At 47.8% G+C, this 23,424-nt stretch carries 23 protein-coding genes; 3 read left to right on the forward strand and 20 right to left on the reverse strand.

What is annotated here, in order from left to right; all coding sequences use genetic code 11:
* Nucleotides 1–26: 26 nt before the first annotated feature.
* The 11 genes from purF to HMPREF2711_RS02195 form a co-directional block, all read right to left on the reverse strand.
* Complete coding sequence (purF, locus tag HMPREF2711_RS02145; protein WP_003747218.1) at nt 27–1,571, reverse strand: amidophosphoribosyltransferase; 1,545 nt, start codon at nt 1,569–1,571, stop codon at nt 27–29.
* A 153-nt stretch (nt 1,572–1,724) separates the two neighbouring features.
* On the reverse strand, nt 1,725–2,228 hold the full coding sequence (locus HMPREF2711_RS02150) for a CvpA family protein (protein ID WP_003747220.1): 504 nt from the start codon (nt 2,226–2,228) through the stop codon (nt 1,725–1,727).
* Entirely contained in the window at nt 2,221–3,366 is a 1,146-nt protein-coding gene (gene ftsN / locus HMPREF2711_RS02155; RefSeq protein ID WP_003747222.1) for a cell division protein FtsN, read from the reverse strand. The genes HMPREF2711_RS02150 and ftsN overlap by 8 nt, the downstream gene beginning before the upstream one ends.
* A gap of 13 nt (nt 3,367–3,379) precedes the next feature.
* Nucleotides 3,380–4,663, reverse strand: coding sequence for a bifunctional tetrahydrofolate synthase/dihydrofolate synthase (gene folC / locus HMPREF2711_RS02160; protein ID WP_003747224.1), 1,284 nt, complete (start codon nt 4,661–4,663; stop codon nt 3,380–3,382).
* 38 nt (nt 4,664–4,701) lie between these two features.
* Nucleotides 4,702–5,154 (reverse strand): protein YgfX, encoded by a 453-nt coding sequence (locus HMPREF2711_RS02165; RefSeq protein WP_003747226.1) that lies wholly within the window; start codon nt 5,152–5,154, stop codon nt 4,702–4,704.
* A gap of 4 nt (nt 5,155–5,158) precedes the next feature.
* The gene (locus HMPREF2711_RS02170) at nt 5,159–5,518 is read right to left on the reverse strand and encodes a hypothetical protein (protein ID WP_003747228.1); all 360 of its coding nucleotides are present in this window, start codon (nt 5,516–5,518) and stop codon (nt 5,159–5,161) included.
* A gap of 63 nt (nt 5,519–5,581) precedes the next feature.
* The gene (locus tag HMPREF2711_RS02175) at nt 5,582–6,310 is read right to left on the reverse strand and encodes an amino acid ABC transporter ATP-binding protein (RefSeq protein WP_003747231.1); all 729 of its coding nucleotides are present in this window, start codon (nt 6,308–6,310) and stop codon (nt 5,582–5,584) included.
* Nucleotides 6,310–6,579 carry a hypothetical protein gene (locus HMPREF2711_RS02180; RefSeq protein ID WP_003747232.1) on the reverse strand — a complete coding sequence of 90 codons (270 nt, stop codon included), beginning with the start codon at nt 6,577–6,579 and terminating at the stop codon, nt 6,310–6,312. The genes HMPREF2711_RS02175 and HMPREF2711_RS02180 overlap by 1 nt, the downstream gene beginning before the upstream one ends.
* Nucleotides 6,580–6,641: 62 nt before the next feature.
* A complete protein-coding gene (rsmA, locus tag HMPREF2711_RS02185; protein ID WP_003747234.1) occupies nt 6,642–7,421 on the reverse strand; it encodes a 16S rRNA (adenine(1518)-N(6)/adenine(1519)-N(6))-dimethyltransferase RsmA in 780 nt (259 codons plus the stop codon).
* A gap of 88 nt (nt 7,422–7,509) precedes the next feature.
* Complete coding sequence (locus tag HMPREF2711_RS02190; protein WP_003747236.1) at nt 7,510–8,109, reverse strand: Maf family protein; 600 nt, start codon at nt 8,107–8,109, stop codon at nt 7,510–7,512.
* A gap of 14 nt (nt 8,110–8,123) precedes the next feature.
* Nucleotides 8,124–8,663 (reverse strand): gamma carbonic anhydrase family protein, encoded by a 540-nt coding sequence (locus tag HMPREF2711_RS02195; protein ID WP_003747238.1) that lies wholly within the window; start codon nt 8,661–8,663, stop codon nt 8,124–8,126.
* 236 nt (nt 8,664–8,899) lie between these two features.
* Here HMPREF2711_RS02195 and HMPREF2711_RS02200 point away from each other — a divergent pair, with 236 nt between their 5' ends.
* The gene (locus HMPREF2711_RS02200; protein WP_141745643.1) at nt 8,900–9,778 is read left to right on the forward strand and encodes a DMT family transporter; all 879 of its coding nucleotides are present in this window, start codon (nt 8,900–8,902) and stop codon (nt 9,776–9,778) included.
* A 54-nt stretch (nt 9,779–9,832) separates the two neighbouring features.
* Here HMPREF2711_RS02200 and lepB read toward each other — a convergent pair whose 3' ends face one another.
* The 3 genes from lepB to HMPREF2711_RS02215 all read right to left on the reverse strand — a co-directional run bounded on the left by lepB (nt 9,833) and on the right by HMPREF2711_RS02215 (nt 13,479).
* Nucleotides 9,833–10,852, reverse strand: coding sequence for a signal peptidase I (gene lepB / locus HMPREF2711_RS02205; RefSeq protein ID WP_003747241.1), 1,020 nt, complete (start codon nt 10,850–10,852; stop codon nt 9,833–9,835).
* Nucleotides 10,852–12,645 carry a translation elongation factor 4 gene (gene lepA / locus HMPREF2711_RS02210; protein WP_002226499.1) on the reverse strand — a complete coding sequence of 598 codons (1,794 nt, stop codon included), beginning with the start codon at nt 12,643–12,645 and terminating at the stop codon, nt 10,852–10,854. Before lepA ends, lepB begins: the two co-directional genes overlap by 1 nt.
* 132 nt (nt 12,646–12,777) lie before the next feature.
* Nucleotides 12,778–13,479, reverse strand: a complete 702-nt coding sequence (locus HMPREF2711_RS02215; protein WP_003747243.1) for a 5'-methylthioadenosine/adenosylhomocysteine nucleosidase — start codon at nt 13,477–13,479, stop codon at nt 12,778–12,780.
* 203 nt (nt 13,480–13,682) lie between these two features.
* Between HMPREF2711_RS02215 and HMPREF2711_RS02220 the strand changes: the two genes are divergently transcribed.
* On the forward strand, nt 13,683–14,813 hold the full coding sequence (locus tag HMPREF2711_RS02220; protein ID WP_003747246.1) for a PilT/PilU family type 4a pilus ATPase: 1,131 nt from the start codon (nt 13,683–13,685) through the stop codon (nt 14,811–14,813).
* 80 nt (nt 14,814–14,893) lie between these two features.
* Here HMPREF2711_RS02220 and HMPREF2711_RS02225 read toward each other — a convergent pair whose 3' ends face one another.
* The 5 genes from HMPREF2711_RS02225 to HMPREF2711_RS02245 form a co-directional block, all read right to left on the reverse strand.
* Nucleotides 14,894–16,300, reverse strand: a complete 1,407-nt coding sequence (locus tag HMPREF2711_RS02225; protein ID WP_003747249.1) for a dihydrolipoyl dehydrogenase — start codon at nt 16,298–16,300, stop codon at nt 14,894–14,896.
* A gap of 252 nt (nt 16,301–16,552) precedes the next feature.
* The gene (locus HMPREF2711_RS02230; RefSeq protein WP_003747251.1) at nt 16,553–17,290 is read right to left on the reverse strand and encodes a redoxin family protein; all 738 of its coding nucleotides are present in this window, start codon (nt 17,288–17,290) and stop codon (nt 16,553–16,555) included.
* A gap of 190 nt (nt 17,291–17,480) precedes the next feature.
* Nucleotides 17,481–18,266 carry a 1-acylglycerol-3-phosphate O-acyltransferase gene (locus HMPREF2711_RS02235; protein ID WP_003747252.1) on the reverse strand — a complete coding sequence of 262 codons (786 nt, stop codon included), beginning with the start codon at nt 18,264–18,266 and terminating at the stop codon, nt 17,481–17,483.
* A gap of 63 nt (nt 18,267–18,329) precedes the next feature.
* Nucleotides 18,330–19,157, reverse strand: a complete 828-nt coding sequence (gene mutM, locus HMPREF2711_RS02240) for a DNA-formamidopyrimidine glycosylase (RefSeq protein WP_003747256.1) — start codon at nt 19,155–19,157, stop codon at nt 18,330–18,332.
* Between the two features lie 44 nt (nt 19,158–19,201).
* Nucleotides 19,202–19,861, reverse strand: a complete 660-nt coding sequence (locus HMPREF2711_RS02245) for a class I SAM-dependent methyltransferase (protein WP_003747258.1) — start codon at nt 19,859–19,861, stop codon at nt 19,202–19,204.
* Between the two features lie 156 nt (nt 19,862–20,017).
* Here HMPREF2711_RS02245 and HMPREF2711_RS02250 point away from each other — a divergent pair, with 156 nt between their 5' ends.
* The gene (locus tag HMPREF2711_RS02250) at nt 20,018–22,126 is read left to right on the forward strand and encodes a LysM peptidoglycan-binding domain-containing protein (protein WP_003747260.1); all 2,109 of its coding nucleotides are present in this window, start codon (nt 20,018–20,020) and stop codon (nt 22,124–22,126) included.
* 237 nt (nt 22,127–22,363) lie between these two features.
* On the opposite strand, the gene HMPREF2711_RS02255 is transcribed toward HMPREF2711_RS02250, so the two are convergent.
* Nucleotides 22,364–23,368, reverse strand: a complete 1,005-nt coding sequence (locus HMPREF2711_RS02255) for a 2Fe-2S iron-sulfur cluster-binding protein (RefSeq protein WP_003747262.1) — start codon at nt 23,366–23,368, stop codon at nt 22,364–22,366.
* Nucleotides 23,369–23,424 lie beyond the last annotated feature (56 nt).

Genomic DNA, 23,424 nt, shown 5'->3' on the forward strand with positions numbered 1-23,424 from the left:
CGGCCTTTATTGTAAGTCAATTTACTTTATTCTTCATCATCGCTATCGCTGATACTGATGCTGTGTTCCATTTTGCTTGGATGTACTTTTAAGCCGCCGCAACCTGATTTTTCGGCGGAGAGGCGGTTTAGATATGCTTCATCGATATCGCCGGTTTGATAAACACCGTTGAAGCATGAAGAATCAAAGGATTCGATTTTGGGATTGAGCGCTTTGACTACTGCTTCCAAGTCTTCTAAATTTTGGAAGACGATACCGTCCGCGCCAATTTCGGCTGCGATTTCTGCCGCGCTGCGGCCGTTTGCAATCAGTTCTTCACGGGTCGGCATATCGATGCCGTACACATTCGGATAGCGTACTTCGGGAGCGGCAGAAGCGATATAGACTTTGCGTGCGCCTGCCGCGCGTACCATTTCAACGATTTCACGGCTGGTCGTACCGCGTACGATGGAATCATCCACCAATAAAACGCTCTTGCCGTTAAACTCGGTTTCCATCGGGCTGAGTTTTTGGCGTACTGATTTTTTGCGTGTTGCCTGGCCGGGCATAATAAAGGTGCGGCCGATGTAGCGGTTTTTAATCAGACCTTCGCGGTAAGGTTTTTCGAGATGGACGGCAAGCTCCATCGCGCTGGGTCGGCTGGTATCGGGAATAGGCATAACAACATCTATATCGTCGACAGGCAGCTCGCGTTTGATTTTTTCTGCCAAAGATACGCCCATATCCATACGGGACTGATAAACGGAAACGCCATCGATGACGGAGTCCGGGCGGGCAAAATAAACATATTCGAAAAGACAAGGGCTTAATTTGGCTTTATCGCTGCATTGACGGGAAATAATCGTGCCGTCAAAACCAATAAATACGGCTTCGCCCGGCTGGATATCGCGTTCCAAATCATAGGCAAGCGCATTGAAGGCAACGGATTCGGAGGCAACGGCATAAGATTTTTTACCGGATTCGTCAATTTGCGAACCCAAAACCAACGGACGGATGCCGAAAGGATCTCGGAAAGCCAGCATACCGTATCCTGCAATCATGGCTACTACGCCGTATGCGCCGCGCACCAAACGGTGCACCTCGGAAACGGCGTTGAAAATATTGTCGATGGTGAGTTGGTAAGGAACTGTATTTTTAGAGACTTCGCGGCGCAATTCATGCGCGAATACATTGAGTAATACTTCGGAATCGGAGCTGGTATTAACATGGCGCAGGTGTTTGTTGCACACATTCTCATACAGCTCTTCGGTATTGGTCAGATTACCATTATGTGCCAAAACAATGCCAAACGGAGAGCTGACATAGAAAGGCTGGGCCTCTGCACTGCTGCCTGCATTGCCGGCAGTCGGGTAGCGGACATGTGCGATGCCGGCATTACCTACCAAGTCGCGCATGTTTCGGGTACGGAACACTTCACGTACCATGCCTTTGCCTTTGTGCATATGAAACGTGCTGCCCTCTGCAGTCACAATGCCTGCCGCATCCTGACCACGATGCTGCAGCATCTGCAGACCGTCATACAGCAGCTGATTGACCGGCTCATGACTGACCAAACCTAATACACCACACATATCGACACTCTCCGAGTTTTAGGGTTAAATGGGTAAGGCGTCATTATAAAATAATTTAGAGGAGTTTGCCCAAATTGTTGACAATATAATGCTACCTTCAGACAAATAAAAAACGGTTTCAAACGACCTTCAGGCCGTCTGAAACCGTTAACATTAATCATCCGCTTCCTCATGCATATCTTCTTTTCTCGGCAGATACGGCATTGCGGCATCGGCAAGCGATTCAAAATACGGAATCGTATGGGAACTTTGCCACTCTTCCGTCTTCGGCAAATCGGTATGCGAAAAAACCATCACAGCCAGTGTTACCAAAATCACACCTTTCACTGCACCGAATACGCCGCCAAGCAAACGGTTGATGCTTCCCAGACCAACGGCAGACACCAAACTGCTTAACAGCGACCGTGCCAGTTTTTGCAACAGCCACGCCAGAAAAAACACAGCGGCAAAACCCATGGCAACCGCCAAAGCATGCGGCTCAACCGATTTAAAAACCACATCGGCAAACGGCACGGCAAGCATTCTGGCTGCAATAAACGATCCCACCCATGCCACCATCGCCCCTGCTTCGGCAATAATCCCCCGTGTCAGCGAGATAATGATGCAGATGACGATGACGGCGGCAGCCAACAAATCGGCAACAGGCAAATTACTCACTGGTTACCTGACCGGCAATGCCATGTACTCGCAATTTGTTCAAATCACGCTCGGCATCGCGTGCATTTTTATAACTGGCTGATTTCACGCGATACACCTTACCTTTATCGGTCATGACTTCAGTAATGGTCGAATCGATGCCTGCCGCTTTCATTTTACGTTGCAGACTTTGTGCGCGTTCTTTTTCAGCATAACCAGCCTGAATAGCGGCTTTTTTCGCAGGCTTGGCTTCTGCTGTTTCTTTTTCAGCTTTAGGCTTAGCTTTTTCAGACGGCTTCTCGGCAGTTTTTACCTTATCTGCTTTTTCAGCTTTGGCAGTTTCCGGTTTAGCCTTTTCATTTTTTGGTTTTTCAACTTTGGCTTCTGCTTTCTTAGCAGGTTCGGCCTTGTCTTTTACGCTGTCTTTGCTGTTTTTGGAAGATTTACGCTCGGCAATGGCTTTCTCTGCCTTTTCCAATTGAGCTAATTTATTACGCTCAGCAGCGGCTTCACGCTCTGCTTTTTCAGCACGCGCTTGAAGTGCGCGTTTTTTAGCGGCCAATGCGTTTTCTTTTTCATCCGCTTCCTGTTGGGCTTGTGCCTTGCGTGCCGCAGCACGTTGTTCTGCCTGGCGTTGGCGGCGTTCTTCGGCTCGGCGTTCAGCAGCTTCGCGTTTGGCAGCCTCGGCGCGTTGAATACGCTCGGACTCTTCCAAACCTTTAATATTGCCGTCATCCAAAGTATCGTTGATCAAAACCAACGGCTCGCCGACATCTTCGGGAGCGGATTCACGGCTCGGCTTCAGCACTTCGACCGGCGCATTATCTTCTTCATCGCCGGCATTTTGAGGTTTGCTTTGCGCTTCGGCATCCGCATGGCGGGCTGCTTCTTCAGCCATCGCAACATCCTCTTTATTCGGCTCTAGGACAACAGCCTTGCTGGGCTCATCAGCCGTTTTGACTTGAGTCTGACCGACAGGGGCTTCTTTAAACGGTGAATTTTTATCGTCGCCGGAAGTCAGTGCCAGACCGAACAGCATACCCGATGCCACCACCAAGCCGGAAGCCAAGACCAAGCGACGGCGGTTACGACGTTTGAGTTGTTCGTAACCGTCTAAATCGTATCCGTTTGGAGTTTCTTTTTGTTTATTGTCGGACATGATAATTTCCTCGTTAGTGTTCTTTCAAAACAGCCATTACATCGGCAACAGTATGGAATGAGCCGAAAACAACGATTCTATCATTTTCGGTTGCTTTCGCCAAAGCAGCGCGGTAGGCTGCAGCGACGGTTTCAAAAACATTTACATTGTCGATGCCGTGTTCTGCCAATTTGGCCTGCAAAGCCTCCACCGTCATGCCGCGCGGTACATCTAAAGGCGCGATATTCCACTCGTCAAACTGGTCTTTAACGATTTCCAGCACGCCGTCAATATCTTTGTCAGACAACATACTGAATACGGCGGTCCGTTTTTGGGCAAAGGCAAGGTTAATCAGGCTGCGGCGCAAAGCACGGGCTGCGTGCGGATTGTGGCCGACATCCAAAACCACCAGCGGACGGCCGGGCAAGACTTGGAAACGTCCAGGATTCTCAACCAACAGCAAACCGCGTTTAATCGCGCCGATGTCAACGGGCAGCTGATTGTTCAGACACTCTAAAACAGTCAGTGCACACGCGGCATTGGACAACTGATAGGCACCACGCAAAGCAGGAAACGGCAAGGAATTGCGGTTACGGCTTTGGCCGTCTGAAAATTGCGGATGAAAGCGGTAGTTCCACTGTACACTTTCCATTGACGCAAAATCAAAATCTCGCTGAACCATCAACAGTTTTGCGCCAATTTCTTCTGCGTGTTTGACCAATGATTCAGGCGCAGGGTTTTGACCGCACACGGCCGGTTTTCCGCTACGGAACACCCCGGCTTTTTCAAAACCGACCTGCTCGACGGTATCGCCCAAAAATGCCTGATGATCCAAATCCACGCTGGTAACGACCGAACAGTCTCCATCGAATACATTCACAGCATCCAACCGTCCGCCCAAACCGACTTCCAAAATCATGACATCCACATTTTCACGCATGAAAATATCGACGGCAGCCAAAGCATTAAACTCAAAATACGTCAGCGAAATTTCACCGCGTGCCGCTTCGATACGCTCAAATGAGGAAACAATCAGGTCGTCTGAAACCGGCTGAGTGTTGATGGCGATTCGTTCGTTGTAACGCAGAAGGTGCGGACTGGTCAGCGTGCCGACTTTGAAACCGGCTTCTTTATAAATATGCGACAAATAAGCGCATACGGAACCTTTGCCATTGGTACCCGCCACCACGACAACAGGACACTGCGGCACCAAATTCATGCGTTTTTTCACTTCTCCCACACGCTCCAAACCCATATCAATCAGGCCGGAACTATGGGCAGTCTCCAAATGAGAAAGCCAGTCTTGTAATGTTTTCATTGTATTGATCGCTTCAAAAGGCCGTCTGAAACGGCCGTTTAATCCATATCTGCCGCAAGTTCTGCTTTGTCTTCTTTTTCCCGACACCAGCGCGCCCATACTTTCAGACGGCGGTAGGCATCACGGTCGGCCATATCGGGCAAGATGCAGTGTTTGACCATTTTTTCGTCAACATTCCATTGCAAAAACAAAGCATAAACCGTCAACATACTGCTGTCTTGCAAAACCGCGCTTCTTCCCTCTTCCTCGCCATTCAAGTAAACCGTCGCACGGTATTGGCGGTCTATAATGATTTTTCTGACCGCATTTCGAGTCTGAAAATTAACGCTGCGCCAAGCATAGGCAAAACTGCCGGCCAACGCCGCCAAACCCAGCCACATCATCCAGCCGTAAAACTCGGCAAGGCATAAGGCCAACGCCGAAAGGTGTAAGAAGACAATCAGAATTTTCAAAGAACGCGAGGGCTTTAAGGCCGTCTGAAAACTTCGCACGGCTTTACATCATATTGTCGAAAACAGGCGTAATGTTCAATTCCGCCTCTTCCATATCCAAAACCATATCGTGGATTTCGGTATCGAAAAATTCCCAAAAAGCCTTCAGGCTCATGTCTTGCGGCCATTTGCTTTTATCGATGTCCCAGCCGGCCAATTCGGCTTCAAAAATCTGCTGGTAGCGTTCGTCAAAATAAGAAATGACGGATTCGGGTTCGTCAAATTGCGGCACCAGGAATACGGAGCAGTTGGTGCGCAATTGCTCGACGGTCAGGTCAGGCATATTTTCATCGGCGGATTTCAGCCATTCCAAAAAACGGGCGGTCGGCTTCAGCACAACAGCAGTACGGTCAACAAAATACATTATTTTCAACTTTCAAAATCATTCAAACCGATCATGCCGTCTGAAATTTCAGACGGCCTAAGTTTAATGTGTCATCACCTGTTGCAGGAACTGTTTGGCACGCTCGTGTTTCGGATTGGTAAAAAACTCTTCCGGCGTTTCGTCTTCCAGAATCTGGCCTTTATCGACAAAAATCACACGATCGGCGACTTCGCGTGCAAAACCCATTTCATGGGTTACACACATCATCGTCATGCCGCTTTCCGCCAAGTCTTTCATCACTTTTAATACTTCGCCGACCATTTCAGGGTCAAGCGCGGAAGTCGGCTCGTCAAACAACATCACGCGCGGCTCCATCGCCAAACCGCGTGCAATCGCCACACGCTGCTGCTGACCGCCGGAAAGCTGGCCGGGCAGCGCGTCTTTTTTATGCGCCAAGCCGACGCGTTCCAAAAGCTCCATTGCTTTCTTTTCCGCCTCTTCACGGCTTTGGTTTTTTACTTTCATCGGAGAAAGAATAATGTTCTCCAAGACAGTCAAATGCGGATACAGATTGAACCCTTGGAACACAAAACCTACTTCTTCACGCACTTTGTTCAAATCGGTTTTCGGATCAGCAACATTGATGCCGTCCACCCAAATCTCGCCGCTTTCAATGCGCTCAAGTTGGTTTACCGTACGAATCAGCGTCGATTTGCCACTGCCTGAAGGGCCGCATACAACGACCACTTCGCCTTGTTTGACTTCCAGATTCACGCCGTTGATAACGTGCAAATCTTTAAAATGTTTGTGTACATTTTTGAATTTAATCATTATTTCTTTCCAAACTGCCAAAATTTTCGGGGCCTGAGTTGCGCTTGTCGCTGCCAAAGTAAAGGAATGGCCGTTTCCAGCCAAAAGCGGCAACTGACTATGCCGCCTGAGATTTCGCCTTGATTGTACCGATTGACTTTAAATTGCTCTTCTCTATCGAGACGATGCCCGGTCAATACCCAAACTGCGCCGATAATTGCCGCTTCAAAACGGTGCCGCTCAGGCGGCATATTCTTACCTGAAAAATACTGCGCCAACTCGCACCACAAATATGAATCACCCAGAACCCCCCCATTGAATAGGAGGTTGCTTAAAAATTGCCATCACTGTTTCAGACGGCCTTTTGAACCAGATAATTGCTCAATTCCACATATTTCTCAGCGGCAATGTGTTCTGCCCTGTCCTGCGGATTGATACCGACTGCCTGCAAATCATCATCGTCGGCAAGTTCCTTCAAATTATTGCGTATGGTTTTGCGGCGCTGATGGAAAGCCAGTTTCACCAGTTTGGCGAAGTGTTCAAAATCTTCCGCTTTACCGATGCGGTGTTTCACCGGAATCATGCGCACAACGGCCGAATCTACTTTCGGCGCAGGATCAAAGGACTCGGGCGGTACTTCAATCAACATTTCCATATCGAAGAAATATTGCAGCATCACGCCCAGACGACCATAGTCGTTGGTTTTCGGCTGCGCCACCATGCGTTCGACCACTTCTTTTTGCAGCATAAAGTGCATATCGATCACATCGTCCGCCACTTCGCTTAATCGGAACAAAAGCGGCGTGGAAATATTGTACGGCAGGTTGCCGACAATTTTTTTCTTGCCTTCAATGCTGTTGAAATCAAACTGCAATACATCGCCTTCGTGTATCACCAATTTATCTGCAAACGGCAAGGTTTTCAGACGGCGTACGATGTCGCGGTCGATTTCGCAGACATGCAGGCAGTTGAGTTTTTTCGCCAAAGGCTCGGTAATGGCTGCCAAGCCCGGGCCGATTTCAATCACGATATCATCGGGCTGCGGTCTGACCGCGTTGACAATATCGCTAATAATCCGCGTATCCTGCAAAAAATTCTGCCCGAAGCGTTTCCGGGCCTTATGTTCTTTCATATCTTTCTTCAAGCAAGCTGTTTAAGGCAGTATTGTAACTGAAACAAGCGTTTTTGTCGGCACGCTTTCAGACGGCATTTGCCTAATTTTAAGCAAACGGCGGCGCTTCCAAACCCAAAGATTTCAGTAGTTGCGCGGTCTCATAAACCGGCAACCCCATCACGCCGGTGAAACTGCCCTGCAAATGCTCGACAAATACGCCGCCCAAGCCCTGAATCCCATACGCACCGGCTTTGTCCATCGGCTCGCCGCTGGCAACATAGGCTGCGACTTCCTCAGCCGTCAACGTTTTAAATCGCACTTCGCTCGTCTGCACCACATCATGACACACGCCTTGCCAGTAAACGCATACAGCCGTCAGCACCTGATGCGTCCGTCCGGACAAGCGTTCCAGCATATCGACCGCATCCGCCTCGGATTCCGGCTTACCCAAAATAGCCGCACCATCCGCCACCGTCGTATCCGCCGTCAATACAGCAAACTCAGGCTCTTCGTCATGAGCTGCAAACCATTGCGCCACCGCCGCCTGATTTTTCTCGCAGGCCATACGGCGCACATACTCTACCGCGGCTTCGCCTTCTTTAGGGGTTTCATCAATATCCGCAGGAAGGCGGTGTACCGTGAAACCCAAATTCTCCAAAATCTCACGACGGCGCGGGCTGCCCGAAGCCAGATAAATTGCGTTCATTGGATTGGTTTTCCTTATTTTGAAATTTTATGCTGACCAGACAGGCGGACATAATGTGCAGCCGAATACGTCAAAAATGCCTTTTCCTCATCCGTCAGCGGACGCACTTGTCTCACAGGCGAGCCGACGTATAAAAAACCGCTTTCCAATCGCTTGCGCGGCGGCACCAAACTGCCCGCGCCTATCATCACATCATCTTCGACAACCGTATCGTCCAAAATAATCGACCCCATGCCCACCAACACACGATTCCCAATTCGGCAGCCATGCAGCATGACCTTATGCCCAATCGTCACATCATCGCCGATAATCAAAGGCGAACCGTCAGGCTTCGCCGCATTCTTATGCGACACGTGCAAAACACTGCCGTCCTGCACATTGCTGCGCTTGCCGATAGAAATGCTGTTCACATCGCCACGCAATACGGCATAAGGCCAAACGGATACATCTTCCGCCAGCGACACTTCGCCAATCACAACCGAAGTCTCATCTATAAAACAAGACTTATCAACCGACGGCACATAATCCAGAAACGCACGAATAGGGTTTGCCATTTCCAATATCCTTTTCTCAAAACCAAAACTGATCAGGCCGTCTGAAACACGGCGTAAAACGATTTTATACTACAACCATACTAAATCAAGCCAAAAAATCATCAAAAGGCCGTCTGAAACAGCTTTCAGACGGCCTTTCATCATAAACCCTTTATCTTGGCCCACCACTATTTATCATTAGCGCCTCATCCATCTTTTATGGAATAATCGTCTTCATTTGATTGATGGAGAAGCCGATGGAGACACGTTCGGGAAATTATGCAGCGCCCCTATTGGTCGTCGGCTGCGTCGTCTTCGGCTTGGGCAGTTTGATCGTCAAATTTGTCGATGTCGGCTCTTACGCCATCGCATTCTGGCGTTTGCTGATTGCCGCCCCCATATTCTTCCTGCTCGGGCGTTTTTTCAGACAAAAAATACCCACGAAAAGAAAAACGGTTGGCTACGCAATCTTATCCGGCGTTTTCCTCGCATTCGACCTCGCCCTTTGGCACGAAAGCATTCACGCCGTAGGCCCCGGCATTTCCACCTTGCTCAACAGCCTGCAGATTTTCTTTTTAGCCGCCATCGGCTTCTTCTTTTATTCAGAACGTCTAAGCACCTTACAAATTTTAAGTTTGATATTAGCCACCATAGGCGTAGCCTTAATCGGCAGCCCAGAGTTCGGTCATAACGACAACGCCGCATGGGGATTTGTCAGCGGCGTAGTATCCGGCGCCATGCTGGCCCTGTCTATGGTCTTCGTACGCAAAACCCATGAGCAGGAAAAAGTAGGTTTGTTTCCGCTGATGATGATTTTAAGCTTCGGTGGCGCAATGGCGCTGGTCATCCCATCGCTGCTATTCGATGCCACCCATCTTTACCCCAAAACTTTAAACGATGCGATTCTAGTCTCCATCTACGGCATCGTTATGCAATGCTTCGCTTGGGCATTGATTGCTTACGCCATCCCGCTTTTATCCTTGTCACTGACCGGCCTACTACTGCTCTCCGAACCAGTCGCCGCCATGTTGATCGATTATTTCTGGTTGGATAAACCGATTAATATCGTCCAATGGGGTGGCACCACTTTGACTTTATTGGCAATTTATTTAGGTTCGTTAAAAGACAAAAAATAGATACAAAAAAGGCCGTCTGAAAAATTTCAGACGGCCTTTTAGTCTGTTTATTGCTTATTGGATACTGGTACCGATACGGCTGAGTTCGCCCAAATTCATCCAAACAAAGAAGGCTTTACCGACAATCAACTTGTCATCGACAAATCCCCAGTAACGAGAATCGGCACTGTTGTCGCGGTTGTCACCCATCGCGAAATAACGGCCTTCTGGGACTTTACAGATAAAGCCATTGCCGTCTTCTGCGTATTCGCAATTTTCCAAACCACTTTTTTCAAGCGAGTAATTGCTTTCAGGCATCACTTCGGAGGTGTATTTGTTCAATACGGCAATAGATACGGAAGGCTGACCGGCCTCCTTGACCACGTCAAAATTTTTGCCGTTCAAGGCCGTCTGAAAACGCTCAAGCGTATGAATCATAGACGGATCGGTATCATCTGCGTATTGATAATTACCATTTGGTTTTTCGGAAATAATTTCACCGTTAACAGTCAAAACCTTATCACGGTATTCCACAACGTCGCCCGGAATACCGACGATACGTTTGATGTAATTCATCTCAGGCTGGAGCGGGTAATTGAACACCACGACATCGCCTCGGGCAATGTTGCCGACTGGAATAACGACCTTATTCAAAATCGGCAGGCGGATACCGTAAGAAAATTTGTTCACCAAGATAAAATCGCCTTTGACCAAGCCAGGACGCATGGAACTGGACGGAATTTGGAATGGCTCGGCAATAAAGCTGCGCAACACAAAGATAACCAAGATGATGGGGAAAAAGCCGCCCATGTAGTCGGTAAAATGCGCATTGTCTTCGCCGGTCTCGCTTTTTTTCAGACGGCCTTTATGGATTGCCCAAACAATACCGGTAAACACGACAAACACCAGCAATACGGCGGTAAAGCTCATAAATTCGGACAAAATACCAAATACGCCGACCATGCACAGGAGATAACTCCATTGCAGGCCGGAGCTCCATTCGCCGTTTTCCTGACGCTCTTTGCTGCTTTTGAAGTTAAGGAACAAGCCGGCCAACAGCACAACGATTGCGCCTAAAGTCAGATTTATACTCATTATTTATCACTCACTTGCAGAATCGCCAAGAATGCGCTTTGCGGAATTTCCACGTTGCCCACTTGTTTCATGCGGCGCTTACCTGCTTTTTGTTTTTCGAGAAGTTTTTTCTTACGCGTAATATCGCCGCCGTAACATTTCGCCAAAACGTTTTTACGCAGGGCTTTGACGTTTTCGCGGGCGATAATCTGGCTGCCAATGGCGGCTTGGACGGCGATATCGAACATTTGGCGCGGAATCAGTTCGCGCATTTTTGATGCCAGTTCGCGGCCTCGGTGAACCGCGCTTTGACGGTGCACAATCAGGCTCAAGGCATCGACTTTTTCGCCGTTGACCATGATGTCGAGCTTAATCAAATCAGACGGCTGGAACTCTTTGAAATGGTAGTCCAACGAGGCATAGCCGCGCGAAGTGGATTTGAGTTTGTCGAAAAAGTCCATCACGACTTCGTTCATCGGCAAATCATAAGTCAGCATGACTTGACGGCCCATGTACTGCATATTGACCTGCACGCCGCGCTTTTGGTTACACAAAGTCATGACGTTGCCGACATACTCCTGCGGCACAAGAATGGTCGCGGTAATAATCGGCTCGAGAATGGTTTCGATGCTGCCGATGTCGGGCAGTTTGGAAGGGTTTTCAACTTCGATTTTTTCGCCGCTTTTCAACACGACTTCGTAAACCACCGTCGGCGCGGTGGTAATCAAATCCATGTCAAACTCGCGCTCCAAGCGTTCCTGCACGATTTCCAAGTGCAGCAGGCCCAAGAAACCGCAGCGGAAGCCGAAACCCAATGCCTGAGAAACTTCAGGCTCGAATTTCAATGAAGCATCGTTCAGCTGCAATTTTTCCAAAGCATCGCGCAAGGCTTCGTAGTCGTGACTTTCCACAGGATAGAGACCCGCGAATACTTGGCTTTGTACTTCTTGGAAACCGGGCAGCGGCTCAGAGGCAGGGTTGGCAACCAAAGTAACCGTATCGCCGACTTTCGCCTGTCCCAATTCTTTCACGCCGGTAATCAAAAAGCCCACTTCGCCGGCTTTGAGTTCTTGTTTTTGAACCGATTTCGGTGTGAATACGCCCAACTGCTCGACCTGAGTTTCCGCCTTGGTGCTCATAAAGCGTACTTTGTCTTTCAGCTTGATGGTGCCGTTTTTCACACGGATCAGCATGACCACGCCGACGTAGTTGTCAAACCATGAATCGACAATAACCGCTTGCAACGGCGCATTTTCATCACCGGTCGGCGCAGGGATTTTGGCAACGATTTCTTCCAAAACGTCTTCCACGCCGATGCCGCTTTTGGCAGAACATTGCACCGCGCCGACGGCATCGATGCCGATGATGTCTTCGATTTCCTGTTCCACGCGTTCGGGGTCGGCGGCGGGCAGGTCGATTTTGTTCAAAACGGGCACGACTTCCACGCCCAAATCAATCGCGGTATAGCAGTTCGCCACGGTTTGCGCTTCTACGCCTTGAGACGCGTCAACGACCAAAAGCGCACCTTCGCAGGCAGACAGCGAACGGGAGACTTCGTAAGAGAAGTCGACGTGTCCCGGAGTATCAATCAGATTGAGCTGATACACCTGCCCGTCGCGTGCTTTATAGTTGAGCGCGGCGGTTTGCGCTTTAATGGTAATGCCGCGCTCTTTTTCGATGTCCATGGAGTCGAGCACCTGCGTACTCATTTCGCGCAAATCCAAACCGCCGCAGTATTGGATAAAACGGTCAGCAAGCGTCGATTTGCCGTGGTCGATGTGGGCAATGATGGAGAAATTCCGTATGTTTTTCATATTGTTATTAAGATAAATGCAATTAAAGGCTGAAAGGCCGTCTGAAAAAACAGGGATTCGGTTTTCAGACGGCCTTAGAATAAGGTTGAATCGTTCCGTATTCTAACGGAAATTCAACGCTTCTGCATGATTTTATAGCGATTTGACAATCTCGGTCACCATCTTCGCCGAGCTGACGGCCGCCGTTTTCAAAAACTCTTCAAAGCTGATGTCCGCTTTCTCATCTGCCGAATCGGATACCGCGCGAATAATCACAAAAGGCACTTCCAACTGGTGACAGGTCTGCGCAATTGCCGCAGCTTCCATTTCCACTGCTTTGACTTCTGGGAAATGACTGCGGATTTCCGCAACACCTTCGCTGCTGTGTACAAAACGGTCGCCACTGACAATTAAACCTTGCGTTACGGCCGCACCTTCAAACACTTGCGCCGCCTTTTCTGCTTGGCGAATCAAGTTTGCATCCGATGCGAACACGGCAGGAAGTTGCGGCACTTGCCCCCGAACATAACCAAAAGCCGTTACGTCAACATCATGATGCGCCACAGTTTCGCCAATAACCACATCGCCAACCTTCAGGCCCTTACCCAAACCGCCTGCGCTGCCGGTATTGATGACGCAATCCGGGGTAAACTGATGAATGACCCAAGACGTCGAAACCGCCGCATTGACCTTACCGATACCGCTCAAAACCAAAACCGTGCGTTTTCCGGCCAATTCGCCTTCATAAGCCGAAAATTTACCGAAGGACACATGCTTGACATTGTTCATGCTTTCACGCAAAAGCTCGATTTCCTGTTCCATTGCGCCGACCACGGCAATTGTTTGTACTGACATCTCATTACCTTTCCGTTCACTAATCGGGCAACATTATAACAGCAGAATTTAAAATCACAGGGATGCCGAAAAATCTGCTATATTCCCAGCACGACACTCAATTTAAAACAGATAGCCGCTCTAGCGGCAAAACAGCAAATAATGATTGCTTCTGTTATAATTATTTTCAATAAAATAACTTAACATTAACTATCTAAATTCTTATGTTTGACGAAAATACTCCGGGCGCAAAAGAAGAATTGTTCACTTGGCTACGCCACATGAACAAATACAAAGGCTCCGACCTTTTCATTACCACCAATTTCCCGCCGGCCATGAAAGTGGACGGCAAAATCATGCGGCTGACCGATGAGCCGTTAAGCGCTGAAAAATGTATGGAAATCGCTTTTTCGATTATGTCTTCCAAACAAATCGAAGAATTTTCCTCTACCAACGAATGCAACTTTGCCATCAGCCTGCCCGATACCAGCCGCTTCCGTGTCAATGCCATGGTTCAACGCGGCGCAACTGCTTTGGTATTCCGCTCCATTACCAGCAATATCCCTAAATTTGAAACGCTCAATCTGCCGCCGATTCTGAAAGACATCGCCCTCAGAAAACGCGGTCTGGTTATTTTTGTCGGCGGTACAGGTTCGGGCAAGTCCACTTCCCTCGCCTCCCTTATCGACTATCGAAACGAAAACAGCTTTGACCACATTATCACCATCGAAGATCCGATTGAATTTATCCACCAACATAAAAACTGCATTATCACCCAACGCGAAATCGGCGTGGATACCGAAAATTGGCCGATTGCGCTGAAAAATACCCTGCGCCAAGCACCGGATGTCATTCTGATTGGCGAAATCCGCGACCGCGAGACCATGGACTACGCCATTTCCTTCGCGGAAACCGGCCATTTGTGTATGGCGACACTGCATGCCAACAGCACCAACCAAGCGCTCGACCGCATCATCAACTTCTTCCCCGAAGAGCGCCGTAACCAATTGCTAACCGATTTATCGCTCAACCTGCAAGCCTTTATTTCACAACGCCTGATTCCCCGCGAAGGCGGACGGGGACGCGTAGCGGCTGTCGAGGTTTTGCTCAATTCGCCCATTATTGCCGACTTGATTCGAAAAGGCGAAGTCCACAACATCAAAGAAATGATGAAAAAATCAACCGGCATGGGCATGATTACTTTTGACCAGGCCTTGTATGATTTGTATGAAAACGGCGATATCAGCTATCAAGACGCTATTAAAAATGCCGACTCCGCACACGATTTGCGCCTAGACATTCAATTACGAAGTCGCCGTGCACAAAATGCCGGCCCGGATTTGGAATTGATTTAAAAGTAAAAGCTTCAAAGCATAAAAAAAGGCCGTCTGAAACCTCATTGCGGGTTTCAGACGGCCTTTATTTCATCAAATAATCAAGCCTGTTTCAGTTTTGCATCGGCATCACGCAATGCAGTACGCAAACCTTCCTCGATAACTGGATGGTAGAACGGCATATCCAACATTTGCGGAATCGTCATTTTCATTTGATGCGCCCAAGCCATCAAGTGTGCCAAATGTTCGGCAGCAGGGCCGACAACTTCCGCACCAATGAAACGGCCGGTTGCTTTTTCGGCATACAAACGCATATGGCCTTTGTTTACCAACATAACGCGACTGCGGCCTTGGTTTCGGAAGGAAACTTCGCCGATTACAAACTCGTCAGGTTGATATTTCGCCGCAACTTGCGCGTATTTCAAGCCGACAGAGGCAATTTGCGGATTGGTGAACACCACGCCGATTACACTGCGGCGTAAACCACCGCCGATATTCGGATAGCGGCCCGCATTATTGCCGGCAATTTTGCCTTGGTCGGCGGCTTCATGCAGCAGAGGCAATTGATTGGACGCATCACCTGCGATAAAAATATGCGGAATGCTGGTTTGCATGGTCAGCGGATCGGCAACAGGTACGCCGCGCGCATCTTTCTCGATAGTCAGGTTTTCCAAACCGATATTATCCACATTCGGACGACGGCCTACGGCTGCCAGCATATATTCGGCAACGAACACACCTTTTTCGCCGTCTTGTTCCCAATGAACTTCAACATTGCCTTCCGCATCCAGTTTGACTTCGGTTTTAGCGTCCAAATGCAAAGCCAACTCTTTGCCAAACACAGCTTTGGCTTCTTCAGCGACAACAGGGTCGGAAATGCCGCCGATGGCTCCGCCTACGCCGAAAATCTCAACTTTCACGCCCAAACGGTGCAAAGCCTGACCCAGCTCTAAGCCGATAACACCGGGGCCGAACACGGCCACGCTTTTAGGCAAAGTATCCCAAGAGAAAACATCATCGTTTACAACCAAGCGATCGCCCAAAGCTTCCCACTGAGGGAAAATCACAGGACGCGAACCGGTGGCAATCACAAAACTTTTTGCCGTGATTTGGGTATGGTCGTCGATTTGGACAGTATGTTCGTCAACAAATTTTGCCGTACCCATAATACGCTTATCGGCAGGCCACTCTTCTACATCGCTAACTACAAAACCGACAAAACGGTCACGTTCGGATTTGACGCGTTGCATGACTTCTTCGCCGTTGACGACGATGCTGTCTTTGTCCAAATGCACGCCAAACGGATCGGTATGCAAAGCATGATGGCGCGCTTCTGCGGCGGCAATCAAGAGTTTGGAAGGCATGCAACCGACACGCGCACAGGTCGTGCCGAACACGTTATTTTCAATCAGGTAAACATTGTCTGTATGAAGGCGAGCATTGCGAAATGCGCCCATACCGGCTGTACCGCCGCCCAGTACCACCACATCTGCTTGAATCTTTTTCATATTTTATCCTTACTGTCTATATCCAAACCGATATTACCATCAGGTTATCTGTTTTCAGACGGCAGAATTTTTATAAACTATCAAAGAATGAATATTAATAGTAAATTCTTAAATATCGATTTAAAACAATAATCTCAAATTCTACTTGCGAATATAGAGTTATTCAGAACGCCGAATTGTAAACGCCGTCTGAATAACTCTATATTTTATTTTTCAGACGGCCTATTCAAACCGTCTCAAGCATACAGGTAATTAGTTTTTAGCCAAGTAAGCTTCCAAGTCTTCGCTGCCGCCGATGTATTTGCCGCCGATGAATACTTGAGGAGCAGTCATCTTGCCGGTAATAGCGCGAACGGAAGTAACAGTTGCATCTTTGCCCAATACGATTTCTTCGTAAGACAAGCCTTTGTCTTGCAAAGCTTTTTTAGCTTTAGCACAGAATTGGCAACCAGGTTTGGTGAAGATGGCAACAGACTCTTGAGCTTTCCAGTCAGGAGCAATGTATTTCAACATAGTGTCAGCGTCAGACACTTTGAAAGGATCGCCTGGTTCTTCAGGTTCGATAAACATTTTTTCAACCACGCCGTCGTTAACCAGCATGGAGTAACGCCAAGAGCGTTTGCCGAAGCCCAAGTCTTCTTTGCCAACCAACATGCCCATGCCTTCAGTGAATTCACCGTTGCCATCAGGGATCATGTAAATGTTGTCAGCTTCTTCTTCAGCAGCCCAAGCGTTCATTACGAAAGTGTCGTTTACAGATACGCAGTAGATAGCGTCAACACCGTTTTCTTTGAACGCGCCAAACAATTCGTTGTAGCGTGGCAGGTGTGAAGAAGAACAAGTCGGAGTAAATGCGCCAGGCAGAGAGAACACGACTACTTTTTTGCCTTTGAACAAATCATCAGTAGAAACATCTTTCCAAGTGTCGCCGACACGAGTGCGGAATACTACGGAAGGTACTTTTTGACCGGTACGATCTTGCAAAGCCATTTTTAAGCTCCTTTTAAAAATTCGGGTTAGAGAAATGAATCAATGCTTGTATTGTAATGCAGGCCTATCGATTTGTATAATTTATAGTTCAAATAATATTAATTATATTAAACTATCAATTTAATCCAACCGAAAACAGCTAAATCATTAAATAAAGGCTATCTGAAAGAAAACAAGTACCTGACCGAAATTATTTTTTAGGTAAAGGTTGAACGGGGGAATCCGAAGCCACAATCTCGCCGATGGATTTTTCCGCAATATCTTTCAAAGCATAGCGGTCTTTATCCGGCATATCTGTCGGTTTGTACTGAGGCGAGAAATCCAAACGGATACGGATTTTCTTCATAGAAACAATACGCCACAAAGACTGAAACAGGTTTACCTCTGCATAAGACGGCAAGTCCGTCCGTTGTCCGTCATCATCATAATAGCGCAAAGTTACTGCCTGAATCGGCGCTTTCGCATCAATTGCCGATTGAAACAGGGCTGCTTTAAACGGCAAAATACCCAAGCCGGAAGAAGTGCGCGCCTCAGGGAAAAAGCTGACATTCTGTCCTGCTTTCAATGCCGCGCAAATCGCCTGATTAATCGGCTCAATATCTCGGCGGGAATTGCGGTTGATAAACACCGTGCCGGCATTTTTACCCATTTTTCCCAAAACCGGCCAACCGCTGATTTCCTGTTTGGCAATAAAACTGCTCGGATAAACGGCGCTCATGGCAAAAATATCCAACCAAGATACATGATTGGCCACCACCAAAGTACCGCTCACATTTCCTTGAGGCGGTACGCCGATTTCCAATTCGATATCCAAAGCATCCAATGCGCCTTTTCCCAAAACAACCACAGCGTGATTGCGTTCCTCTGCATTGTTGCCATCAATGGCACGCAAATCCCGGCCGGTTCTGAATAACCAAGCCGCCAAACGGCAAAGCCTGCCCAGTCGTTTAAAAAAAGGAGCTTTTTGTTTAGACATAAAATTTCTTCTGTATGGTATTTATTATTTTCAGACGGCCTCTAGCATTAAGGCCGTCTGAAACTATTTCTGGCAATTTGGACAATAAAATGTTCCACGCTGCCCCAAAGTTTCTTTAAAAATCAACCCGCCACATTGGACACAAGGCTCATTGTGGCGACCATAGACCGTATATTCCTGCTGGAAATAGCCGCTTTTGCCATCGCTATTGACAAAGTCCCGCAGCGTACTGCCGCCCGTTTCAATCGCCCTCAGCAGAATCGCTTTAATGGTTTCCACCAATAATGCACATTCTTTCTTGGTCAGCTTATTCGCCGGACGCAATGGCGAAATACCTGCCTTAAACAGACTTTCATTCGCATAAATATTGCCAACGCCAACCACCACCGCATTATCCATCAGCGCCAATTTGACTGCACGCTTCTGCGTTTTCAATTTCTGATACAGGTAATTTGCATCAAACGCCTCCGAGAGCGGCTCCGGCCCCAGTTTTTCCAACAGCGGATGATGTTCGGCAATACCCTCATACCACAATACCGCACCAAATTTACGCGGGTCGTGATAACGCAATACGGTACCATCATCAAATACGAAATCCAAATGATCGTGTTTATCCGGCGTAGCAATACGTTCATCATCGGCAGTAAAAATCCGCAAACTGCCGGACATGCCCAAATGAATAAGTAAAATACCCGTTTCAAAAGTAATAATCAAATACTTCGCACGCCGGTTGCATGCCAAAACTTTGCGGCCGGCCAAAATTTGCGCCAAATCTGGATGAACAGGCCATCTCAATTTAAACTGGCGGATAGTGACTTTTGCTATCTTTTTGCCATCAATATGCGGCTCTATCCCGCGTAAAGTCGTTTCCACTTCAGGTAATTCAGGCATCGTTATTCTCCAAATTCATCATTAATATACAGGCCGTCTGAAAACTATTCGGCCAAACGTGCCGTACTTAAAGCAACCGTATTGCCATCGAATGCAGGTTCCAATTCAGGCAAAGGATGGACACCAATCAAATGTTTCGTTAACACCATCCCATAAACCGCCGCACACTGCGGCCACCACCTATCTCCCGCCTTTTCCATAAACCGCCAAAACTTCAAAGCAGAAAGCGAATTCACAGCAGGCAGATAATCCATAAACTGCCCATATTCCATTTCAAAACCAACATCCGCAATTTTTCGTTTCAACTTAGCCAGAGCCAAGCAGTGAGATTTCAAAGGCAGCTTTTCCCCATCAAACCAAGAGCTCAATCCCCACAAAGATTTAGGGTTGAACCCCGTCAAAATCAACCTGCCCTCAGGTTTTAATATCCTAAATGCCTCTTGCAACACCAAATCCGCAGATGAAACTTCCAAAAGATGAGGCATCAATAACACATCCACAGAATGCGTTTCAAATGCCAACATTTCAGCATCCATCCGCACATCGCGGGGCACTACAATCATGTTTTCAGACGGCCTAGTCCATACACCGCCCAATTGAACCGCCACCTGCCTATTCAAATACTGCAAATGCCGTCTGAAAAAATCCGCCTCTTTTTGAGCAAGATATTGCCCCATTGGCGTTTGCATAAAAAAAACTTCCATTCAAGGCTCCCCTATGCATCCCGACTTGTGTGACAGAATTTTAACACCACGGCCACATCACACAAGCAAATTCCCTGCCCGACTTGACGTTTAAATGCTGAAACGATACTATCAAAAAGACGAAATTTTATTATATATTTGATAACTTTATTTACTATGGCAAAACTAAAAACCATCGCTCTGACCGTTTCAAGCCTGTCGGCGGTTTCCGCCACAGCCTACGCACAAAACGCTACACCCAACCAAGTCGGCATGGCCATGATGCGCCTCAACTCCGCCCTGCTCGACCAAGCCAAAGCACAAACCTTTGGCTCCGGCAGCTTATGGGCATCGTTGCGTAAAGACTTCCGTATCAACGAAGTCAACACAGAACTGGTTCGCCGCCATGAAAACAAATTTGCTGCAAACAGCGCATATTTCGACCGCACCATCTCCCGCAGCAAACCTTATATGTACCATATTGCCAATGAAGTTAAAAAACGCAATATGCCCGCCGAAATCGCTTTGCTGCCTTTCATTGAAAGCGCATTCGTAACCAAAGCCAAATCACACGTCGGCGCATCCGGCCTGTGGCAATTTATGCCGGCTACCGGCCGCCACTTCGGCTTGGAAAAAACACCTTTGTATGACGGCCGCCACGATATTTACGCCGCTACCGATGCCGCATTGAACTACCTGCAATACCTGCACGGTATGTTCGGTGACTGGTCTTTGGCGCTTGCCGCTTACAACTGGGGCGAAGGTAATGTCGGTCGCGCTGTCAACCGCGCCCGCGCGCAAGGTTTGGAGCCGACATACGAAAACCTGCGTATGCCGAACGAAACACGCAATTACGTTCCCAAACTTTTGGCCGTCCGCAATATCGTTGCCAATCCGCAGACCTTCGGCATGAATATCAGCGAAATCAGCAACCAGCCGTATTTCAAATCTATCAGCATCGACAAACCTATTGATAACAGCACAATCGCCCGCTTTGCAAACATCAGCGAAAGCGAATTGTTGGCACTCAACCCGGGTTTCAATGCGCCTGTATTCATCCCTAAAAACAACCGTCGTCTGTTGTTGCCGGTTGCTGCGGTTTCCACATTTGAAAAGAACTACCGCAATGCTAACCCGGATACTCTGATGTCTTGGGATATTTATACTTCTTTGGGCAACAAAAAACTGAATGCCATTGCCAACGATACCGGTATGAGCGTAGCCGAACTCAAACGCCTCAATGGCCTGAGCGGTAGCGCCGTTTCTGAAGGCCGTAGCATTTTGGTGGCTAAAAATTCAGCAAGCCAAAGCCAGGACATCATTAACTTCATCGATAAAGACAATACGCCGGATACTTACCAATCCAATATGCCGGCCATGTCTCCGATTATTGCTTCTAACGCAGTAGAACCGGTTAAAGTTGCCCAAACCAAGGTTACCGATATTGTTGCACCTGTTGTTCCACAATCCAGCAAACCGGTTGACTTTATTGCACGCAGCAAAGCTGAAAACGTTACTTCCGTAGTGGTAACAGAAACCAAAGCCCAACCTCAAGTTGCAAATGCGGAAGTGGCTGCCCCAGTTACAGCCATGACCCATGCGACTACCGAGACCGTTGCTAAAAATGTTGCAGAAGCGCCCAAATCAGCCATCCCTGCAGACTTGACCGTACCAACTGTTGCCGCAAACGATGCAGCCACTACTCCAGCAGTTGAATCTGTTGCCGCTGAGCCGGCGCAAGAAGAGCATGACGACCTGATGGCTTTGGTACAAAGCCGACCTGTAGAGGAATCTGCAGCGACTGTTGCTGAAGCGACTCCTGAAAATAAACAAGTTCAAACTGTTGTTACTGCCGAAAGCGCACGCACGGCACGCATCGCAGCCAATATGGCTAAACAACAACGCCGTATCAATGCACGTCTTGCCCGTGTAAACGGTCAACAAAACACACAAACAGCAGCACTTGCAGCGGGTACCCACCGTGTGGCAGATGGTGATACGTTGTTTAACATCTCCAAACGCTATAACCTGAGCGTAGCCGATTTGATTATTGCCAACAATATCAAAGGCAACAATATCAAAAAAGGCCAAATCCTCCGTGTTACAGCTGCTCCGGCAAAAGTCCGCAGCAACCCGGTCCAAAACGTTTCCTACACTGTACGCAAAGGCGATACCCTGAACACCATCGCCAGCCGTTTCAATGTTGATATTAACGATATCCGCCGTTGGAACCGCAATACCCGTACCGTATCTCCCGGTCAACGTTTGAAACTGATTGGTAGCTAATATTAGCTTTAAAACAAAGGCCGTCTGAAAGATTCAGACGGCCTTTTTCTTGATGATAGATAATCAAGTTAATGTTTGATGACAAACAGAATAGCCTTCTCTTTAAAATAAAAATATTTTTTGAAAATTACTGTATAAAAAAAGAGTGTTTAAAAACACGCTCTTTCTCAAACAGATTGCTGTCAGACTCTACTCTTAAATCCATATTCAAACATATGAATTCCGTAAAATATATTCCTATGCCGGTGAAAAAGCATCATAGAAAAAGGCATCTTCCGGTAAAGCACATTTTTGAGTCAGTAAACCATGTGCACTTTCGGTCATCTCTGGTGATCCGCAAGCATAAACTTCATATTGGCCCAAATCAGGATAATTTTGCGCAGCAACATCTTGCACATAGCCATTCTCCCCTTTCCACTCAGAATCAGGCTTAGAAAGAACCGGCGAAAATTTCGCATTTTTCAGACGGCCTATTAATGCTTCGACTTCTTCTAATGCGTACAGATCCGCCTGTTGACGTGCCCCCCAGTAAAAATGAACCTGACGCTCGCTATTCTGACGAATCAAATCAAGCAAAATACTGCGAATAGGGGCATAACCTGTACCCGTTGCCAACAAAATCATCGGTTTATTGCTGTCTTGTTGCAAAGTGAATGCACCCAATGGCCCTTTGACACGGACAATGCCTTTTTCTTTGATTTTAGGCTCTGCACCAAAAATCATTTCTGAGCATACGCCGTTTTCACGTTTGCGGATATGCAGTTCCAAAATGCCTTCTTGATCAGGAGAATTGGCGATTGAATAGCTGCGGCTGATATTACCGGGAAGCAGCAAATCAATATATTGCCCGGCATAAAATGCAAATGGCGGCGCTTTAGGCAAAGCCAGTTTGAGCAAAGCAACATCGTGTTTGATTTCAATGTTTTCAATACGTGCCGGCAATGTGCGTACCGGCAAAGCATTTTGATTAAAACCCGGCACATTGATTTTGAGGTCGCTCTTCGCAGTGGTACAGCACAATAACACTTTGCCCTGCGCTTTTTCTTCTTCACTGATGGCTTTATCAATATGCTTGCCCATTTCAAATTCGCCACTAATCAACTCGGCCTTACACTGCCCGCAGGCACCGCTTTTGCAAGAATGAGGCAAATTTAAATTCTGACGGGTTGCGGCAGCAAGAACAGTTTCGTCCTCATTCGCCGTAAATGTAGTTTGATCTGGTAAGGTAATGGTATGTGTCATGGTATTTAGAATAAATTTATTATCAAAAACAAAGGCCGTCTGAAAATAAAACCTGT

The sequence above is a fragment of the Neisseria sp. HMSC070A01 genome (assembly GCF_001810165.1).
In the GTDB taxonomy this organism is placed as follows: Bacteria; Pseudomonadota; Gammaproteobacteria; order Burkholderiales; family Neisseriaceae; genus Neisseria.

Coding starts and splice junctions, on each gene's coding strand:
- HMPREF2711_RS02250 (WP_003747260.1), top strand. CDS start 20,018: ATGGCAAAACTAAAAACCATCGCTCTGACCGTTTCAAGCCTGTCGGCG.
- HMPREF2711_RS02195 (WP_003747238.1), bottom strand. CDS start 8,663: ATGGCAAACCCTATTCGTGCGTTTCTGGATTATGTGCCGTCGGTTGAT.
- HMPREF2711_RS02175 (WP_003747231.1), bottom strand. CDS start 6,310: ATGATTAAATTCAAAAATGTACACAAACATTTTAAAGATTTGCACGTT.
- HMPREF2711_RS02230 (WP_003747251.1), bottom strand. CDS start 17,290: ATGGCTTTGCAAGATCGTACCGGTCAAAAAGTACCTTCCGTAGTATTC.
- rsmA (WP_003747234.1), bottom strand. CDS start 7,421: ATGAAAGAACATAAGGCCCGGAAACGCTTCGGGCAGAATTTTTTGCAG.
- HMPREF2711_RS02235 (WP_003747252.1), bottom strand. CDS start 18,266: ATGTCTAAACAAAAAGCTCCTTTTTTTAAACGACTGGGCAGGCTTTGC.
- HMPREF2711_RS02170 (WP_003747228.1), bottom strand. CDS start 5,518: ATGTATTTTGTTGACCGTACTGCTGTTGTGCTGAAGCCGACCGCCCGT.
- folC (WP_003747224.1), bottom strand. CDS start 4,663: ATGAAAACATTACAAGACTGGCTTTCTCATTTGGAGACTGCCCATAGT.
- lepA (WP_002226499.1), bottom strand. CDS start 12,645: ATGAAAAACATACGGAATTTCTCCATCATTGCCCACATCGACCACGGC.
- mutM (WP_003747256.1), bottom strand. CDS start 19,157: ATGCCTGAATTACCTGAAGTGGAAACGACTTTACGCGGGATAGAGCCG.
- HMPREF2711_RS02190 (WP_003747236.1), bottom strand. CDS start 8,109: ATGAACGCAATTTATCTGGCTTCGGGCAGCCCGCGCCGTCGTGAGATT.
- HMPREF2711_RS02200 (WP_141745643.1), top strand. CDS start 8,900: ATGGAGACACGTTCGGGAAATTATGCAGCGCCCCTATTGGTCGTCGGC.
- HMPREF2711_RS02215 (WP_003747243.1), bottom strand. CDS start 13,479: ATGTCAGTACAAACAATTGCCGTGGTCGGCGCAATGGAACAGGAAATC.
- HMPREF2711_RS02255 (WP_003747262.1), bottom strand. CDS start 23,368: ATGACACATACCATTACCTTACCAGATCAAACTACATTTACGGCGAAT.
- HMPREF2711_RS02225 (WP_003747249.1), bottom strand. CDS start 16,300: ATGAAAAAGATTCAAGCAGATGTGGTGGTACTGGGCGGCGGTACAGCC.
- HMPREF2711_RS02220 (WP_003747246.1), top strand. CDS start 13,683: ATGTTTGACGAAAATACTCCGGGCGCAAAAGAAGAATTGTTCACTTGG.
- purF (WP_003747218.1), bottom strand. CDS start 1,571: ATGTGTGGTGTATTAGGTTTGGTCAGTCATGAGCCGGTCAATCAGCTG.
- HMPREF2711_RS02245 (WP_003747258.1), bottom strand. CDS start 19,861: ATGGAAGTTTTTTTTATGCAAACGCCAATGGGGCAATATCTTGCTCAA.
- ftsN (WP_003747222.1), bottom strand. CDS start 3,366: ATGTCCGACAATAAACAAAAAGAAACTCCAAACGGATACGATTTAGAC.
- lepB (WP_003747241.1), bottom strand. CDS start 10,852: ATGAGTATAAATCTGACTTTAGGCGCAATCGTTGTGCTGTTGGCCGGC.